18 protein-coding genes are annotated in these 14,784 nt (G+C 65.5%); all 18 read right to left on the bottom strand.

Annotated features, from left to right (window positions below; all coding sequences use genetic code 11):
* Positions 1-53: 53 nt before the first annotated feature.
* The 18 genes from hisH to ACJ7Z0_RS21460 all read right to left on the bottom strand — a co-directional run bounded on the left by hisH (position 54) and on the right by ACJ7Z0_RS21460 (position 14,753).
* The gene (gene hisH, locus ACJ7Z0_RS21545) at positions 54-710 is read right to left on the bottom strand and encodes an imidazole glycerol phosphate synthase subunit HisH (protein ID WP_431124240.1); all 657 of its coding nucleotides are present in this window, start codon (positions 708-710) and stop codon (positions 54-56) included.
* A 19-nt stretch (positions 711-729) separates the two neighbouring features.
* Positions 730-1,353 carry an imidazoleglycerol-phosphate dehydratase HisB gene (gene hisB / locus ACJ7Z0_RS21540; protein WP_434791467.1) on the bottom strand — a complete coding sequence of 208 codons (624 nt, stop codon included), beginning with the start codon at positions 1,351-1,353 and terminating at the stop codon, positions 730-732.
* The gene (gene hisC / locus ACJ7Z0_RS21535) at positions 1,350-2,438 is read right to left on the bottom strand and encodes a histidinol-phosphate transaminase (protein ID WP_434791466.1); all 1,089 of its coding nucleotides are present in this window, start codon (positions 2,436-2,438) and stop codon (positions 1,350-1,352) included. Before hisC ends, hisB begins: the two co-directional genes overlap by 4 nt.
* On the bottom strand, positions 2,435-2,809 hold the full coding sequence (locus tag ACJ7Z0_RS21530) for a hypothetical protein (RefSeq protein ID WP_431124249.1): 375 nt from the start codon (positions 2,807-2,809) through the stop codon (positions 2,435-2,437). Before ACJ7Z0_RS21530 ends, hisC begins: the two co-directional genes overlap by 4 nt.
* Before the next feature lie 4 nt (positions 2,810-2,813).
* Positions 2,814-3,581 (bottom strand): hypothetical protein, encoded by a 768-nt coding sequence (locus ACJ7Z0_RS21525; protein WP_434791465.1) that lies wholly within the window; start codon positions 3,579-3,581, stop codon positions 2,814-2,816.
* 106 nt (positions 3,582-3,687) lie between these two features.
* A complete protein-coding gene (gene hisD, locus ACJ7Z0_RS21520; RefSeq protein WP_434791464.1) occupies positions 3,688-5,010 on the bottom strand; it encodes a histidinol dehydrogenase in 1,323 nt (440 codons plus the stop codon).
* An 18-nt stretch (positions 5,011-5,028) separates the two neighbouring features.
* Entirely contained in the window at positions 5,029-5,679 is a 651-nt protein-coding gene (gene hisG / locus ACJ7Z0_RS21515) for an ATP phosphoribosyltransferase (protein ID WP_093019943.1), read from the bottom strand.
* A 28-nt stretch (positions 5,680-5,707) separates the two neighbouring features.
* On the bottom strand, positions 5,708-6,997 hold the full coding sequence (murA, locus tag ACJ7Z0_RS21510; RefSeq protein ID WP_434791463.1) for a UDP-N-acetylglucosamine 1-carboxyvinyltransferase: 1,290 nt from the start codon (positions 6,995-6,997) through the stop codon (positions 5,708-5,710).
* A gap of 42 nt (positions 6,998-7,039) precedes the next feature.
* On the bottom strand, positions 7,040-7,282 hold the full coding sequence (locus ACJ7Z0_RS21505; protein WP_055803616.1) for a BolA family protein: 243 nt from the start codon (positions 7,280-7,282) through the stop codon (positions 7,040-7,042).
* Positions 7,283-7,300: 18 nt separating this feature from the next.
* Positions 7,301-8,065, bottom strand: coding sequence for an ABC transporter permease (locus ACJ7Z0_RS21500; RefSeq protein ID WP_431124263.1), 765 nt, complete (start codon positions 8,063-8,065; stop codon positions 7,301-7,303).
* Positions 8,062-9,009 carry an ABC transporter ATP-binding protein gene (locus tag ACJ7Z0_RS21495; RefSeq protein WP_434791462.1) on the bottom strand — a complete coding sequence of 316 codons (948 nt, stop codon included), beginning with the start codon at positions 9,007-9,009 and terminating at the stop codon, positions 8,062-8,064. The genes ACJ7Z0_RS21500 and ACJ7Z0_RS21495 overlap by 4 nt, the downstream gene beginning before the upstream one ends.
* Positions 9,010-9,097: 88 nt before the next feature.
* Complete coding sequence (locus tag ACJ7Z0_RS21490) at positions 9,098-9,370, bottom strand: STAS domain-containing protein (protein ID WP_093019937.1); 273 nt, start codon at positions 9,368-9,370, stop codon at positions 9,098-9,100.
* Positions 9,371-9,374: 4 nt separating this feature from the next.
* A complete protein-coding gene (locus ACJ7Z0_RS21485; RefSeq protein ID WP_434791461.1) occupies positions 9,375-10,034 on the bottom strand; it encodes an MlaC/ttg2D family ABC transporter substrate-binding protein in 660 nt (219 codons plus the stop codon).
* A gap of 173 nt (positions 10,035-10,207) precedes the next feature.
* A complete protein-coding gene (locus tag ACJ7Z0_RS21480) occupies positions 10,208-10,954 on the bottom strand; it encodes an MlaA family lipoprotein (protein WP_434791460.1) in 747 nt (248 codons plus the stop codon).
* Entirely contained in the window at positions 10,951-11,448 is a 498-nt protein-coding gene (mlaD, locus tag ACJ7Z0_RS21475; protein WP_434791459.1) for an outer membrane lipid asymmetry maintenance protein MlaD, read from the bottom strand. Before mlaD ends, ACJ7Z0_RS21480 begins: the two co-directional genes overlap by 4 nt.
* A 37-nt stretch (positions 11,449-11,485) precedes the next feature.
* Positions 11,486-12,268, bottom strand: a complete 783-nt coding sequence (gene mlaE, locus ACJ7Z0_RS21470) for a lipid asymmetry maintenance ABC transporter permease subunit MlaE (RefSeq protein ID WP_434791458.1) — start codon at positions 12,266-12,268, stop codon at positions 11,486-11,488.
* 82 nt (positions 12,269-12,350) lie between these two features.
* A complete protein-coding gene (locus ACJ7Z0_RS21465; RefSeq protein WP_434791457.1) occupies positions 12,351-13,208 on the bottom strand; it encodes an ABC transporter ATP-binding protein in 858 nt (285 codons plus the stop codon).
* Between the two features lie 66 nt (positions 13,209-13,274).
* The gene (locus ACJ7Z0_RS21460; RefSeq protein WP_434791456.1) at positions 13,275-14,753 is read right to left on the bottom strand and encodes a glutamate synthase subunit beta; all 1,479 of its coding nucleotides are present in this window, start codon (positions 14,751-14,753) and stop codon (positions 13,275-13,277) included.
* Positions 14,754-14,784: the final 31 nt, after the last annotated feature.

Below are 14,784 nucleotides of genomic sequence, written 5' to 3'. Positions count from 1 at the left end.
CGAGTGTGCGGAATCCGGGCTGAGGAAGGGTCGGCCCGGGCGGGAATATAAGTTCAGGGATTCCAGTGGAGGAAATTTCGGTAGAGCTGCAACCCATGGTCCGCACTCTTCTCCGGGTGGAACTGGGTGGCAAAAATGTTATCGCGTGCGATGGCTGCGGTAAAGCGCGCACCGTAATCTGCCTCGCCCACACTGTGCCGGGCGTCGGCCGGCCGCGCATAGAAGCTGTGAACGAAATAGAAATAGCTCATGTCCGGCACGCCCGCCCACACGGCATGCGGCTGGGCCTGGCGCACCTGGTTCCAGCCCATCTGGGGCACCTTGAAGCGGCTGCCATCGGGCTGCAGCCGGCCGGCCAGTTCGAACTTGACGACCTCGCCCGGAATGAGGCCCAGGCCGTCGGTGGGGCCCTCGTCGCTGCGGGAGAGCAGCATCTGCATGCCAACGCACACGCCGAAGAGCGGCTTGTTCGCCGCGGCCTCGAGAACCGACTCCTGCAAGCCGGAGTCGCGCAGTTCGCGCATGCAGTCAGGCATGGCGCCCTGCCCCGGCAGCACCACGCGCGTGGCCTTGCGCACCACCTCTGGGTCCGACGTGACGAAGACCTGCACGCCCACCTGGTCGGCCGCGTGCTGCACCGCCTGCGAAACGGAGCGGAGATTGCCCATGCCGTAGTCGACGACCGCGACGGTATTTGCTACAGATTTCATAGCTGTTCGCTGGAGGAATTCAGAGCGAACCCTTGGTCGAGGGAATGACGCCCACGGAGCGTGGGTCGAGTTCGAGCGCGCCGCGCAGCGCGCGTGCAAAAGCCTTGAACACCGTTTCGCACTGGTGGTGCGCATTGACGCCCTTGAGGTTGTCGATGTGCAGCGTGACGAATGCGTGGTTGGCAAAGCCCTGGAAGAATTCGTAGGTGAGCTGGCTGTCGAAGGTGCCGATCATGCCGCTCGTGAAAGGCACGTGCATCTCCAGGCCCGGGCGGCCCGAGAAATCGATGACGACGCGGCTCAGCGCCTCGTCGAGCGGCACGTAGGCATGCCCGTAGCGGCAGATGCCCTTCTTGTCGCCCACGGCCTTGGCAACCGCCTGGCCGAGAGTGATGCCCACGTCTTCCACGGTGTGGTGGCCGTCGATGTGCAGGTCGCCCTGGCAATCGATCTCGAGATCGATCAGCCCGTGGCGGGCGATCTGGTCGAGCATGTGGTCGAAAAAGCCGATGCCGGTGGAGAGCCTGGCGCGGCCCGTGCCGTCGAGGTTGACGCTGACGGTGATCTTCGTTTCGGCGGTGTTGCGCGTGACCGATGCGGTGCGCGCAGCGGTGCCCGTGTCGGCTGTTTGGGGGGTGGTCATAGTGAGGCTTCGAGTGCCGCGAACATCCGCGCATTCTCGTCGGCCGTTCCGACGGTGAGGCGCAGGCAATTTGCCAGCAGTTCGTGCATTTTAGAAACGTTCTTCACCAGTATGCCGCGGGCCTTCATGCCCTCGAAGGTCTTGGCGGCATCCGGAACGCGCACGAGGATCATGTTGGCGTCGCTCGGCCACACCTTGACGCCCGAAAGGCGGCCCAGTCCCATCATGAGGCGATGGCGCTCCTCGCGGATCTGCCTCGCCTGGGCTTCGAACACCTCGGCGTGCTCGAGCGCGAAGAGCGCGCATTCGCAGTTGAGCACGCTGACGTTGTAGGGCGGGCGGACCTTGTCGATCTCGGCGATCAGCGCGGCCGGGCCCATGAGGTAGCCAAGGCGGATGCCGGCCAGGCCCAACTTGCTGAGCGTGCGCATCAGGAGCACATGGCCGTGCCGTGCGATGCGGTCGATATAGCTCTTGGCGGCGAAGGGCTGGTAGGCCTCGTCGATCACCACCAGGCCGCCCTGCTCGCCCTGGGCCTGCACGATCTTTTCGACCGCGGCGTCGTCCCAGAGGTTGGCGGTGGGATTGTTCGGATAGGCCAGATACACGATGGCCGGCTTCTCCCGCGCGATGGCGGCGAGCATGGCGGCTTCGTCGAGTTCAAAGTCGGCCGTGAGCGGCACGCCAACGAAGCGCAGGCCCTGCAGCTTGGCGCTCATGGCGTACATCACGAAACCGGGCACGGGCGCAAGAACCGTGGCGCCGGGCACGTCGCAGGCAATGGCCAGGAGCGAGATGAGCTCGTCGGAGCCGTTGCCCAGCATCAGCGCAAAGCCTTCGGGCATGTGCGCGTGCGCGGCCAGTGCGCGCTTCAGATCGCTGCCCCGCTCACCGGGATAGCGGTTGAGCGCCAGCGCGCCGAGCCGGGCGCCCAGCTCGGCCTGCAACGCGGGCGGCAGGCCGAACGGGTTCTCCATGGCGTCGAGCTTGACGAAGCCGCGTGCGTCCTGCACCGCATAGGCATGCATGGACTGCACATCGGAGCGGATGCGATCGATCGGGCGGACGGTGGAAGAAGTTGTCATCGGGTGCAGCGGAAGCTGTTTTTAAGGGCGCCGGACATGACCAGTTGCACGGGCATGTCGGCTTCATAGCTGTCGGCGTTGCGCGTCAGCTCGGTTTGATAAAGGGAGCGCGCCATCGATGGCTCGATGCGGCGGCCTTCGACGCAGAAGATCGGCTTCTGGCCGTTGCGCTGCGATGCTTCCACGCCTTCGCGCAAGCCCTCGAGCACGCCGACGAGGTAGTAGCTCGCGTACGCCTTGCCGTCCTTCTCGTTGGCTTCGAGCAGCCGCAGTTCGCGGATGCTCATCGCCTGCGCACCGGCACCGGCCGCCAGTGCGAACAACAGCACCGGCAGGCGCGGCAGCAGCAGCAGGACGGCAGCACGGCTCATGGCGTCACTTGCGATAGCGCGGCGGCGGCGCGTACGAGGCGTCGGCCGGAAAGGCGCTGGGCTGCGGCGGCGTGGCGTCGCGGCGCGGGCGGCGTGGCGCCTCGGGCTGCTCGAGCTCGAACAATGCGGCGCCGATCACGCCGATGTTGCGCACGTCGCCGGCTTCGGTGTTCGCCGCATAGGCACGGCCCGGTGCGGCGAAGCGGAAGGCAGCGACCTCGCTCTGGCTCTTGCGGAAGCCTTCGATGTCGAGCACCTGCTGCGGACGCAACACATAGCCGCCATTGCGCAGGCTGCCGGGCTTGCCATTCAGCACGTCGAGGCCGTCGACCGTGGCGATCACTTCGTAGCTTCGGTCGCTGAGATTGCGAAAGCGCAGCGTGTAGCGCGCGCCTTCGATGCCGGCGAGGCGGAACATGTCGGCGCTGCGGCGCGCGCGCTGCATCGGCAGGGGGCGGTCGGTCTCGTCGAGCACCGACCATTCGACATCGCCCTGGGCCAGCAGCAGGTTGAGCCGGCGCTCGGGATTGTGGCCCGCGTCGCGACGCACGCTGGCCGCGTCGTTGTAGCCCAGCGAGGCCACTTCGTCAGGCTGCGCGGACAGCCGCTTGGCGCTGACCGCGCGGGTCTTCGACTCGATGCCCTCGCCCCACTGGGTGCCGAGCTGTGCCGGTGCGGGCGCGGCGGCGGCGGCGGCGACGCTGGGCGTTGCGGACAAGGCGGCCGACTCGTTGCGCGGCGCCTGCGGCATCTGGCTGCAAGCGGCGAGCAAGGCTGCGCCTGCAACGAGGCCTGCGGCGAATCTGAAAAAACGCGACCTGCTGTATAGACGGTGAATCATCTGGCTGGCTCCTCCCCGAAGCGGTTTTTGTAAAGTCTCAGATCTTATGCAAGCGCATTCGCGCGGCTTCGGCGTGCGCCTGCAGGCCCTCGCCTTCGGCAAGCGTCACCGCGATGGGGCCTAGTACCTGTGCGCCGGCTTCGCTCACTTCGATCAGGCTCGAACGCTTCTGGAAATCGTAGACGCCCAGCGGGCTCGAGAAGCGCGCCGTGCCGCTGGTCGGCAGCACGTGATTCGGCCCAGCGCAGTAATCGCCAAGGCTTTCGCTGGTAAAGGCACCAAGAAAGATCGCGCCGGCATGGCGCAGCAAGGGCTCCCAACGCTGCGGCTCACTGCTGCTCACTTCGAGGTGCTCAGGCGCGATGCGGTTGCTGATCTCGCAGGCCTCTTCCATGCTCTTCGTGTGGATCAACGCGCCACGGCCATTGAGCGAGGCCGCGATGATTTCGGCGCGCGGCATGGTGGGCAGCAGGCGATCGATTTCGGCCTGCACGCGATCGATATAGGCCGCGTCGGGGCACAGCAGGATGCTCTGCGCGAGCTCGTCGTGCTCGGCCTGGCTGAACAGGTCCATCGCCACCCAATCGGGCGGCGTGGTGCCATCGGCCAGGACGAGGATTTCGCTCGGGCCCGCGATCATGTCGATGCCCACGGTGCCGAACACGCGGCGCTTGGCGGCGGCGACGTAGGCGTTGCCGGGGCCTGTGATCTTGTCCACTGCCGGGACGGTGGCGGTGCCGTAGGCCAGTGCGGCCACGGCCTGCGCGCCGCCGATGGTGAAGGCGCGGGTGACGCCGGCCACGTAGGCGGCTGCGAGCACGAGCGGGTTCTTTTCCCCTTTGGGCGTGGGCACGACCATGACGATCTCGCCGACGCCCGCGACGTGCGCCGGGATCGCGTTCATCAGCACGCTCGACGGATAGGCCGCCTTGCCGCCCGGCACGTAGATGCCGACACGATCGAGCGGCGTGACCTTCTGGCCGAGCAGCGTGCCGTCGGCATCGCGGTAGCTCCAGCTCTCGCCGCTCGCCTTCTTCTGGGCTTCGTGATAGCTGCGCACACGGCGGGCCGCAGATTCGAGCGCATCGCGCTGCGCGGCAGGCAGCGAATCGAACGCGGCCTTGAGTTCGGCCTGCGTCAGCTCCAGTTCCGGCAGTGTCTTCGCATCGAGCTTGTCGAAGCGGTTGGTGTACTCCAGCACCGCATCGTCGCCGCGCTTCTGCACATCGGCCAGGATGTCGGCCACCACCTTCTCGATGGCCGCATCCGCATCAGCGGACCAATGCAGCCGCGCCTTGAATTCAGCGTCGAAGCCGGCTGAAGCCGTGGAGAGGCGGATGGGTGCTGCTTTCAGTGTCATGGCGCTGCGGTGAAGAACTCAGGGCGTGGCTGCCGCGGGAATGGCGGAGGCGAAGGCGTCGATGATGCGGCGGATCGGCTCGCGCTTGAGCTTGAGCGCGGCCTGGTTGACGACCAGACGGGCGCTGATGTCCATGATGCGTTCGACCTCGACCAGATGGTTGGCCCTGAGCGTGTTGCCGGTCGAGACCAGGTCGACGATGGCATCGGCAAGGCCGGTAAGCGGCGCGAGCTCCATGCTGCCGTAGAGCTTGATCAGGTCGACGTGCACGCCCTTGCTCGCGAAAAATTCACGCGCCAGGCCCACGTACTTGGTCGCGACCCGGAGGCGCGAGCCCTGCTTCACGGCCGACGCGTAGTCGTAGTCGGCGCGCACGGCCACGCTGAGGCGGCAGGCCGCAATGCGCAGGTCGAGCGGCTGGTACAGGCCCTGGTTGCCGTGCTCGAGCAGCACGTCGGAGCCGGTCACGCCGAGGTCGGCGCCGCCATACTGCACATAGGTGGGCACGTCGGAGGCGCGCACCAGCACCACGCGCACGTCGGGCCGCGTGGTCGCGAGAATCAGCTTGCGCGATTTTTCGGGGTCTTCGGTGACCTCGATGCCGGCCGCGGCCAGCAGGGGCATCGTCTCTTCGAAGATGCGGCCTTTGGACAGAGCAAGCGTGATCACGATTGCGACTCCTGTGATGCCAATGTGATCATGCGGCGGTTCCCGAAACCCGTTCGATGTCGGCGCCCAGGCCGCGCAGCTTGGCTTCCATGCGGTCGTAGCCGCGATCCAGGTGGTAGATGCGGTCGACCAGCGTCTCGCCGTCGGCCACGAGCCCGGCAATGACGAGGCTGGCGGAGGCGCGCAGGTCGGTGGCCATCACGGTGGCGCCCGACAGCTGCTGGACACCCTCGACCATCGCCACCTTGCCCTCGACATGGATCGTGGCACCCAGGCGCACCATCTCGTTCACGTGCATGAAGCGGTTCTCGAAGATGGTTTCGGTCACCATGGAGGCCCCGCGCGCGATCACGTTCAGCGCCATGAACTGGGCCTGCATGTCGGTCGGGAAGCCAGGGTATTCGGTGGTGCTGAAGCTCTGCGCCTTGAGGTGCTCGCAGGCCGGGGCCTTGGAGCTGATGCGCACGCCGCCCTCTTCCGGCGTCACCGTGCAGCCGGCTTCACGCAGCTTGTCGATCACCGCGTCCATGTGGTCGGCTCGTGCGTGGCGCAGGAACACCTCGCCGCCCGTGGCCGCAACGGCGCAAAGGAAAGTGCCGGCCTCGATGCGGTCGGCCACCACGGCGTGCTCGCAGCCGTGCAATTTTTCGACGCCCTGCACGCGGATGTGGCTGGTGCCGTGGCCTTCGATCTTCGCGCCCATGCGGATCAGCATTTCGGCCAGGTCGACGATCTCGGGCTCCTGCGCGGCGTTTTCGAGCAGCGTCTCGCCCTCGGCCAGCGCGGCGGCCATCAGGAAGTTCTCGGTGCCGGTGACGGTGACCATGTCGGTCAGGATGCGCGCGCCCTTCAGGCGAGTGCGGCCCGCCGGCAGGCTGGCGATCATGTAGCCGTGCTCGACCGCGATCTCGGCACCCATGGCCTGCAAGCCCTTGATGTGCTGGTCGACCGGCCGCGAGCCGATGGCACAGCCGCCCGGCAGCGACACCTTGGCATGGCCGAAGCGCGCCAGCAGCGGGCCCAGCGCCAGCACCGAAGCGCGCATGGTCTTCACCAGCTCGTAGGGCGCCTCGGGGTTGCTGAGGTCGCCCGCATTGAGTTGCACCGTGCCGTTGTGGTCGCGCTCGGCGGTCACGCCCATGTTGCGCACCAGCTTGAGCATGGTCGACACGTCCTGCAGGCGGGGGACGTTGTGCAGCGTCACGGGCTGGTCGGTGAGCAGCGCGGCGCACAGCTCAGGCAGCGCGGCATTCTTGGCGCCGGAAATGAGTACCTCGCCGCGAAGCCGGCGCCCGCCGCGAATCAGAAGTTTGTCCATCAGGAATCCAGCGAATTTAGGGCCGCTTCGGCCGCCAGTTACTTACTTGTCGATCGCCGCCCATTCGGCGGGGGTGTAGGTTTTCATCGAGAGCGCATGCACCTCGTCGGTATGCATTTTCGCACCCAGGGTGGCGTAGACCCGCTGGTGGCGCTGAATGGCGCGCTTGCCCTCGAATTCGGCCGAGACGATGGTGGCGTACCAGTGTCGGCCGTCACCCTCCAGCGAGATGTGCTCGCACGGGAGGTGGGACTGGATCAAGGCCTGGAGTTCTTCGGCGGTCATGGGATTTGAAAGGGCCTTTCAGCCTCTGATTTTGTAGCCGATTCTCAGCAAATGGACGGCGATGGCGCTCACGGCCAGCCAGGCGGCGCCGACGATGCCCAGGCTGAGCCAGGGCGAGGCGTCGCTCACGCCAAAGAAGCCGTAGCGAAAGCCGTCGATCATGTAGAAGAACGGGTTCAGGTGGCTCACGCCCTGCCAGAACGGGGGGAGCGATCCGATCGAATAGAAAACGCCCGAGAGAAAGGTCATGGGCATGATCAGGAAGTTCTGGAACACCGCCATCTGGTCGAATTTCTCGGCCCACAGGCCTGCGATGAGCCCCAGCGTGCCCAGCATTGCGGAGCCCAGCAGCGCGAACACGAGGATCCAGAGCGGTGCAACGAAGCTCGGCATCGCAAAGAACATGGTGACCAGGAACACGCCGAGCCCCACGGCCAGCCCGCGAATGACCGACGAGCCCACATAGGCGAAGAACCAGCCCCAGTGCGACAGCGGCGTGAGCAGCACGAACACCAGATTGCCCATGATCTTGCTCTGGATGATCGACGAAGAGCTGTTGGCAAAGGCGTTCTGCAGCACGCTCATCATCACCAGGCCCGGCACGAGGAAGGCGGTGTAGCCGACCGAACCGTAGACCTTCACGTGGTCTTCGAGCACGTGGCCGAACACCATCAAATACAGCAGCGCGGTGAGCACCGGCGCACCGACGGTCTGGAAGCCGACCTTCCAGAAGCGCAGCGTTTCCTTGTAGAGCAGCGCGCGCCAACCAGTAACCGCCATCATCGCGAGACCTCCAACGGCGTCTGCTCGCCCGCCATCAGGTCGATGAACACGTCTTCCAGATCGGCCTTGCGCATTTCCACGTCTTCCACCGCGACGCCGGCTTCGCGGATCGCGGCCAGCAATTGTTCGACTTCATGGGCGTTCTGCGCCGGCAGCTGCACGATGCGTCCGGTAATTCGCGCATGCTGGGCAATGGCCCACGGCAGCATGGCGTCGGTCTTGAAGCGCAGCACGTTGCTGGTGGCCGATTTCAGCAGTTCGCTGGTGCGGTCCAGCGCAATCACGCGGCCCTGCTTGAGCATCGCGATGCGGCTGCACAGCGCCTCGGCTTCCTCGAGGTAGTGCGTGGTGAGTAGCACGGTGCTGCCCTCTTTGTTGAGCCTGGCGACGAACTGCCAGAGCGTCTGGCGAAGTTCGACGTCGACCCCGGCGGTCGGCTCGTCGAGCACGATGACCGGCGGCTTGTGGACCAGCGCCTGCGCCACGAGCACGCGGCGCTTCATGCCCCCCGACAGCTGGCGCATGTTGGCCGTGGCCTTGTCGGCCAGGCCGAGGCTTTGCAGCAGCTCGTCGATCCAGGGCTCGTTGTTCTTGATGCCGAAGTAGCCCGACTGGATGCGCAGCGATTCGCGCACATTGAAGAAGGGGTCGAACACCAGCTCCTGCGGCACGATGCCGAGCTGGCGCCGGGCCTCGGCATAGTCGCGCTGCACGTCGAAGCCGTGGACGCTGATCGCGCCGGCCGTAGGACGGGACAGGCCGGCCAGCATGCTGATGAGCGTGGTCTTGCCCGCGCCATTGGGGCCGAGCAAGCCGAAGAACTCGCCCGGCTCGATCTGGAAGCTGACCTCGTCGACGGCGCGCAGGCCCTGCTTGCCTTGGGCCCGTTGCTGTCTGGAGGGAGGGTAGGTCTTGGAGACCGATTGGAATGAGATCGCGGGCATGAGAGCCGGCGATTTTACGGGCCTGCGTTACAAGCCGCTGGGCGGCGCCGGGATGCCCTGACGCGGCGCCCGCCGGGGCCACCCGCCCTCAGGGTGCGGCCGGCAGGAGGCCGGCGATGCCGTACAGGGCAGCAAGCTCGCGCAGCCGGGGGGAAAGCCCCTTCACGGCAAAGCCGCGGCCAAGCGCGCTCGATTCACGCCGGCACTCCAGCAACACCGCCAGCGCCGAGGAATCGAACTGCGTCAGGGCGCTGGCGTCCACGACGGTGGAGGTGTCGGTCTGTCCCTTCAACCCCTGCTGCAGCATGCGCATGCAGGCCGGGGCATCGTCGTGGGTGAGTTTGGTCGGCAGCACCAGCATGGCGTCAGCTCTTGCCGTTGTTGCCCTTGTTGCGCGCGGCCAGCGCGGCAATCAGCCCGTCGATGCCGCGGGCGTTGATTTCCTGCGCGAACTGCGTGCGGTAAGTGTCGACCAGCCAGACGCCCAGGACATTGAGGTTGTAGACCTTCCAGCCGCCGCCCTGGCCGGGCGTCTTCTCGAGGCGGTAGTCGAGCTGGACCGGGTCGCCGCGGCCCTTGACCTCGGTGCGCACCAGCACTTCGGTGTCTTCCGGCGAACCGCGGAACGGACGAACCGTGACGGTCTGGTCGCTCACCTGGTCGAGCGCGCCCGCATAGGTACGAACCAGCAGGGTCTTGAATTCTTCCTGCAGCCTCTTTTGCTGCTCCGGCGTGGCCTGGCGCCATGCCGGGCCCACGGCGGAAGCCGTCATGCGCTGGAAGTTGACGTTGGGCATGATCTTGCTGTCGACCAGCACCATGATCTTGCTGACGTCGCCCGACTTGATGGAGGTGTCGGCCTTGATGGTTTCGAGCACGTCGGTCGACAGGCGCTTCACCAGCGCGTCAGGCGCTTCGTCGGCCGCGAGGGCCGGGCGCACGAAAGCGGTGGCAGCGCCGAAAAGGAGTGCGCTGGCCAGTACCAGGCGGCCAAAGCCGCGTCGTTGCAAGATATTGTTGTTCATGGCAATTCCCTTAAATTTTTGAAATCGGCAGGAGACACGCGATAGATCGACGCGGCTCCTGGAAAGAACGTGTTCGACGGGTTCCACGCCGACCGGGTTCCTGAAGCACAGGTGAAGCCTTGAAACCGGATGCAAGCAAAAGCTTTTCTACCGGCCGCCATCACCCCGGCCCCTTACTTGCCGCCTTCGTCGTCGGGCGGATTGCCGTCGTAGACGTCGTTGCGGCGGTGTTGCAGGAAAGCGTCGCGCGTGAAGGTGTATTTGTCGAGTGCCGCGTCGTCGAGCAGGCGGCCGGCGCGCAGGTACTTTGCGCGTGTATCGACAGCTTCCAGGAACGACAGCGAATTGCGCCAGGCCACGTCGTTCATGTTCGAGACGATGCCGCCGGCACGGTCGACCGGCAATGCCGCGGTGTCGCGCAGGGTCGAGGGGCCAAAAACAGGCAGCACGACGTACGGGCCGGCACCCACGCCCCAGCGGCCGAGCGTCTGGCCGAAATCTTCCTCATGGCGATCGATGCCGGCTTCGGTGGCCACGTCGAGCAGGCCGCCCAGCCCGAAGAAGGTGTTCACGTTGACCCGCATGAAGGTCTCGGCACTGTTCTGCAGCTTGAGCTGGGCCACGCTGTTGGCAAAGCTCCAGACGTCGCCCAGGTTGCCGAAGAAGTTGCTCACGCCGGTGCGCACCATGGAAGGTAGCACGCGCGTGTAGGCCGTGGCCACGGGCACCAGCACCGCGTCGTCGACCGTGTCGTTGAAGCGGGTGACGCCGCGATTGAACGGCTCGAACGGATCGGCCGGATTGGCGTGGGGGCCGCTCGCGCAGCCTGCAAGCAGCACAAAAGTTGCTACAGCGCCCACCACGCGGGCGGAGTTTGCTACCTTCTTGATAGCAATGGACGAAAAAAGACTGGTTTTCATTTCTTGTTGGCTGTTCCCGGCGTCGAAGGCGTATTGCTTCCTTCGGCGGCCTTGCTATAGAGGAACTGGCTGATCAGGTTTTCCAGCACCACGGCCGATTGGGTCGCGGTGATGGTGTCGCCGGCTTGCAGACTCTTCTCCTCGGCACCCGGCTCGATCCCGATGTACTGCTCGCCGAGCAAACCACTGGTCAAGATCTTGAGCGAGCTGTCCTTGGGAAAACTGTAACGGTTTTGCAAAGCCAGCGTCACGCGGGCCTGAAAGGATTTGTCGTCAAACGAGATGGATTCCACACGTCCGACCACCACGCCAGCGCTCTTGACTGCGGTTTGCGGCTTGAGTCCGCCGATATTGTCGAAGCGGGCGGTGACGTTGTAGGTCTTCTGGAAGCTCAGGCTCAGCAGGTTGGCCGACTGCAGCGCGAGGAACAGCAGTGCCGCGCCGCCGATCAGGACGAACAGGCCGACCCAGATGTCGCTATTGGAACGTTGCATGGTTTGCACTCTCTAGAACGATTGGAGCGGAGCTCCTTCAAATACTGAACATCATGGCGGTCAACAGGAAGTCGAGGCCGAGCACCGAAAGCGACGCCATCACCACGGTGCGCGTGGTGGCACGCGACACGCCTTCGGGGGTCGGCTGTGCCACGTAGCCCTGCAGCAGCGCAATGAAGGTCACGGTGAAACCGAACACGATGCTCTTGATCACGCCGTTGCCCACGTCGCGCCACACGTCGACACCGCCCTGCATCTGGCCCCAGAACGCCCCCGGGTCCACACCCAGCATCAGCACGCCGACCACGTAGCCGCCCATGATGCCGACGGCGCTGAACACCGCCGCCAGCAGCGGCATGGTGATGACGCCGGCCCAGAAGCGCGGCGCCAGAATGCGCTGCACCGGGTCGACCGCCATCATCTCCATGGCACTGAGCTGCTCGCCGGCCTTCATGAGTCCGATCTCCGCAGTCAGGGACGTGCCCGCGCGCCCGGTGAAGAGCAAGGCGGCCACGACCGGCCCGAGTTCCCGCACCAGGCTCAAGGCGACCAAGAGGCCCAAAGCCTCGGAAGAACCGTAGCGCTGCAGCGCGTAATACATCTGCAGACCCAGCACGAAACCGACGAAAAGACCGGACACCGCGATGATGGCGAGCGAGTAGTTGCCCAGGAAATGGATCTGGTCGCGTACCAGCCCGAAGCGACGCAAGCTTTGTGCCCCCTGTACCAGGAGGCGCAGGAAAAGCTTGGCGCCATAACCGAGGTCGGCCAGTTTGCTGCGCACGGCAAATCCGGCATCAGCGGGCTTCAACCAGCTCATATCTGCCCCCACTCTCGGCACTTCGTGTCCTCGCTGCCCCCCGAGGGGGCCTTCGCTTGCTCGGGGCGGCCCAGCGCTGCGCTCATGTCCGCCCCCCTTCATTGCCGAAATCTTCTTCAATGCCGACGACCGGGTAGTGAAAATGCACGGGCCCGTCGGGCAGCGCGTTCACGAACTGATGCACCAGCGGATCGGCGCTTTCGCGCACCTCGCTCGGCGTGCCCTGCGCGGCGATGCCGCCGTTGGCCAGGATGATCACGTGATCCGCAATGCGGAAGGTTTCTTCGAGGTCGTGCGACACCACGATGCTGGTCAGCCCGAGCGTGTCGTTCAACTGGCGAATCAGCCGTGCCGCCGTGCCCAGGGAAATCGGGTCCAGGCCGGCAAACGGCTCGTCATACATGACGAGGTCGGGGTCCAGCGCAATGGCGCGTGCCAAGGCGACGCGACGCGCCATGCCGCCTGAAACTTCGCTGGGCATCAGGTCGCGCGCGCCGCGCAAACCGACCGCGTCGAGCTTCATGAGCACGATGTCCCGCACCAGCGCTTCCGAGAGCTGCGTGTGCTCGCGCAGCGGAAAGGCGACGTTGTCGAACACGCTCATGTCGGTGAACAAGGCACCGAACTGGAACAGCATGCCCATGCGGCGCCGCGCCAGATACAGGCCGGCGGCGTCGAGTTTGCCGACATCGCGGCCGTCGAAAAGAACCTCGCCGTGCTGCGCCCGCTGCTGCCCGCCAATGAGCCGCAGCACGGTGGTCTTGCCGCCGCCCGAGGCGCCCATCAACGCAGTGACCTTGCCGCGCGGGACCGCGAACGACACCCGGTCGAGGATCGCGCGCGCGCCGTAGCCGAACGAAACGTCGCGAAACTCTACAAAAGGGTGTGGCAGTGCGGCTGGGTCCATCTCAATAAAAAAGCCGGGCGCCTTCTCAGGCATCCCGGCATGCGGTTTCCGCGAATGATAGCGGGGCCGTGGGGGGCCTCCGCCAAACTGAAACAAAATTCAGCGAGGTAAGTCGCTAAAACCCATCAAGAATTCATCCACGGAGCGCGCCGCCTGGCGCCCCTCGCGAATCGCCCACACGACGAGCGACTGGCCGCGGCGAATGTCACCAGCGGCAAACACCTTGGGCACATTGGTAACGTAGCCGCCGATGAAATCGACCGTGGCCTTGGCGTTGCCACGTGCGTCCTTCTCGACACCGAAGGCATCGAGCACGTTGGCCACCGGGCTCACGAAGCCCATGGCCAGCAGCACGAGGTCGGCCTTGAGGATCTGCTCGCTGCCGGCCACTTCCTGCATCCTGCCGTCCTTCCACTCCACGCGGACGGTCTTGAGGCCGGTGACCTTGCCCTTTTCGCCGATGAATTCCTTGGTGGAGATGGCGAACTCGCGCTCGCAGCCTTCTTCATGGCTGGAGCTGGTGCGCAGCTTGATCGGCCAGTAGGGCCAGGTCAGCGGACGGTTTTCTTCCTCGGGTGGCTGCGGCATCAGTTCGAACTGCGTGACGCTGGCTGCGCCATGGCGGTTGCTGGTGCCCACGCAGTCGGAGCCGGTGTCGCCGCCGCCGATGACGATGACGTGCTTGCCGTCGGCGCGCAGTTGGCCCTTGACCTTGTCGCCCGCGTTGACGCGGTTCTGCTGCGGCAGGAACTCCATGGCAAAGTGAATGCCGTCGAGGTCGCGGCCCAGCACCGGCAGGTCACGCGACTGCTCGGCACCGCCCGTGAGCACCACGGCGTCGAACTCTTTCTGCAGTTGTTCCGGCGTGACAGTTTCCTTGGCGAGGTTGGTTACCTTGGAGCCCTTGCCCAGCGGGTCTTTCGCGGCGCCGACGATCACGCCGGTGCGGAAGGTCACGCCTTCGGCCTTCATCTGCTCGACGCGGCGGTCGATGTGCGTCTTCTCCATCTTGAAGTCGGGGATGCCGTAGCGCAGCAGGCCGCCGATGCGGTCGTTCTTCTCGAACAGCGTCACGTCGTGGCCGGCACGCGCGAGTTGCTGCGCCGCGGCCATGCCGGCCGGGCCCGAACCCACCACGGCCACCTTCTTGCCGGTCTTGTGCTTGGCAACGCGAGGCGCCACCCAGCCTTCGTCCCAGGCGCGATCGATGATCGCGTGTTCCAGCGACTTGATGCCGACCGGGTCGTCGTTCACGTTGAGCACGCAGGCCGCTTCGCAGGGCGCGGGGCAGATGCGGCCGGTGAACTCCGGAAAGTTGTTGGTCGAGTCGAGCACCGCGAAGGCGTTCTGCCAGTCGTTGCGGTACACGAGGTCGTTGAAGTCCGGAATGATGTTGTTGACCGGGCAGCCGCTGTTGCAAAACGGCGTGCCGCAATCCATGCAGCGTGCGCCCTGCACCTCGGCCTGCTCGACCGTCAGGCCGACAACGAATTCCTTGTAGTGCTTGACGCGCTCGGAGGCGGGCTTGTAGCCCTCTTCGACGCGCTCATGCTCCATGAAGCCGGTGATCTTTCCCATCGTGATGTCCTTTTTCTCTCTGCGTTCTCGT

The sequence above is a fragment of the Variovorax palleresanus genome, from assembly GCF_051144945.1.
Taxonomy (GTDB): domain Bacteria; phylum Pseudomonadota; class Gammaproteobacteria; order Burkholderiales; family Burkholderiaceae_C; genus Variovorax; species Variovorax paradoxus_S.
Note: the sequence above shows the minus strand (reverse complement) of the source record. Positions and strands in the feature narration are given on the sequence as shown.

Bases quoted from the DNA above. Each gene is read 5' to 3' on its own strand.
- ACJ7Z0_RS21485 (WP_434791461.1), bottom strand. From the start codon at position 10,034: ATGAACAACAATATCTTGCAACGACGCGGCTTTGGCCGCCTGGTACTG.
- ACJ7Z0_RS21530 (WP_431124249.1), bottom strand. From the start codon at position 2,809: ATGAGCCGTGCTGCCGTCCTGCTGCTGCTGCCGCGCCTGCCGGTGCTG.
- ACJ7Z0_RS21490 (WP_093019937.1), bottom strand. From the start codon at position 9,370: ATGCTGGTGCTGCCGACCAAACTCACCCACGACGATGCCCCGGCCTGC.
- ACJ7Z0_RS21460 (WP_434791456.1), bottom strand. From the start codon at position 14,753: ATGGGAAAGATCACCGGCTTCATGGAGCATGAGCGCGTCGAAGAGGGC.
- murA (WP_434791463.1), bottom strand. From the start codon at position 6,997: ATGGACAAACTTCTGATTCGCGGCGGGCGCCGGCTTCGCGGCGAGGTA.
- mlaD (WP_434791459.1), bottom strand. From the start codon at position 11,448: ATGCAACGTTCCAATAGCGACATCTGGGTCGGCCTGTTCGTCCTGATC.
- hisC (WP_434791466.1), bottom strand. From the start codon at position 2,438: ATGACAACTTCTTCCACCGTCCGCCCGATCGATCGCATCCGCTCCGAT.
- ACJ7Z0_RS21465 (WP_434791457.1), bottom strand. From the start codon at position 13,208: ATGCCTGAGAAGGCGCCCGGCTTTTTTATTGAGATGGACCCAGCCGCA.
- ACJ7Z0_RS21505 (WP_055803616.1), bottom strand. From the start codon at position 7,282: ATGACCGCCGAAGAACTCCAGGCCTTGATCCAGTCCCACCTCCCGTGC.
- ACJ7Z0_RS21495 (WP_434791462.1), bottom strand. From the start codon at position 9,009: ATGCCCGCGATCTCATTCCAATCGGTCTCCAAGACCTACCCTCCCTCC.
- ACJ7Z0_RS21480 (WP_434791460.1), bottom strand. From the start codon at position 10,954: ATGAAAACCAGTCTTTTTTCGTCCATTGCTATCAAGAAGGTAGCAAAC.
- ACJ7Z0_RS21500 (WP_431124263.1), bottom strand. From the start codon at position 8,065: ATGATGGCGGTTACTGGTTGGCGCGCGCTGCTCTACAAGGAAACGCTG.
- hisD (WP_434791464.1), bottom strand. From the start codon at position 5,010: ATGACACTGAAAGCAGCACCCATCCGCCTCTCCACGGCTTCAGCCGGC.
- hisH (WP_431124240.1), bottom strand. From the start codon at position 710: ATGAAATCTGTAGCAAATACCGTCGCGGTCGTCGACTACGGCATGGGC.
- mlaE (WP_434791458.1), bottom strand. From the start codon at position 12,268: ATGAGCTGGTTGAAGCCCGCTGATGCCGGATTTGCCGTGCGCAGCAAA.
- hisB (WP_434791467.1), bottom strand. From the start codon at position 1,353: ATGACCACCCCCCAAACAGCCGACACGGGCACCGCTGCGCGCACCGCA.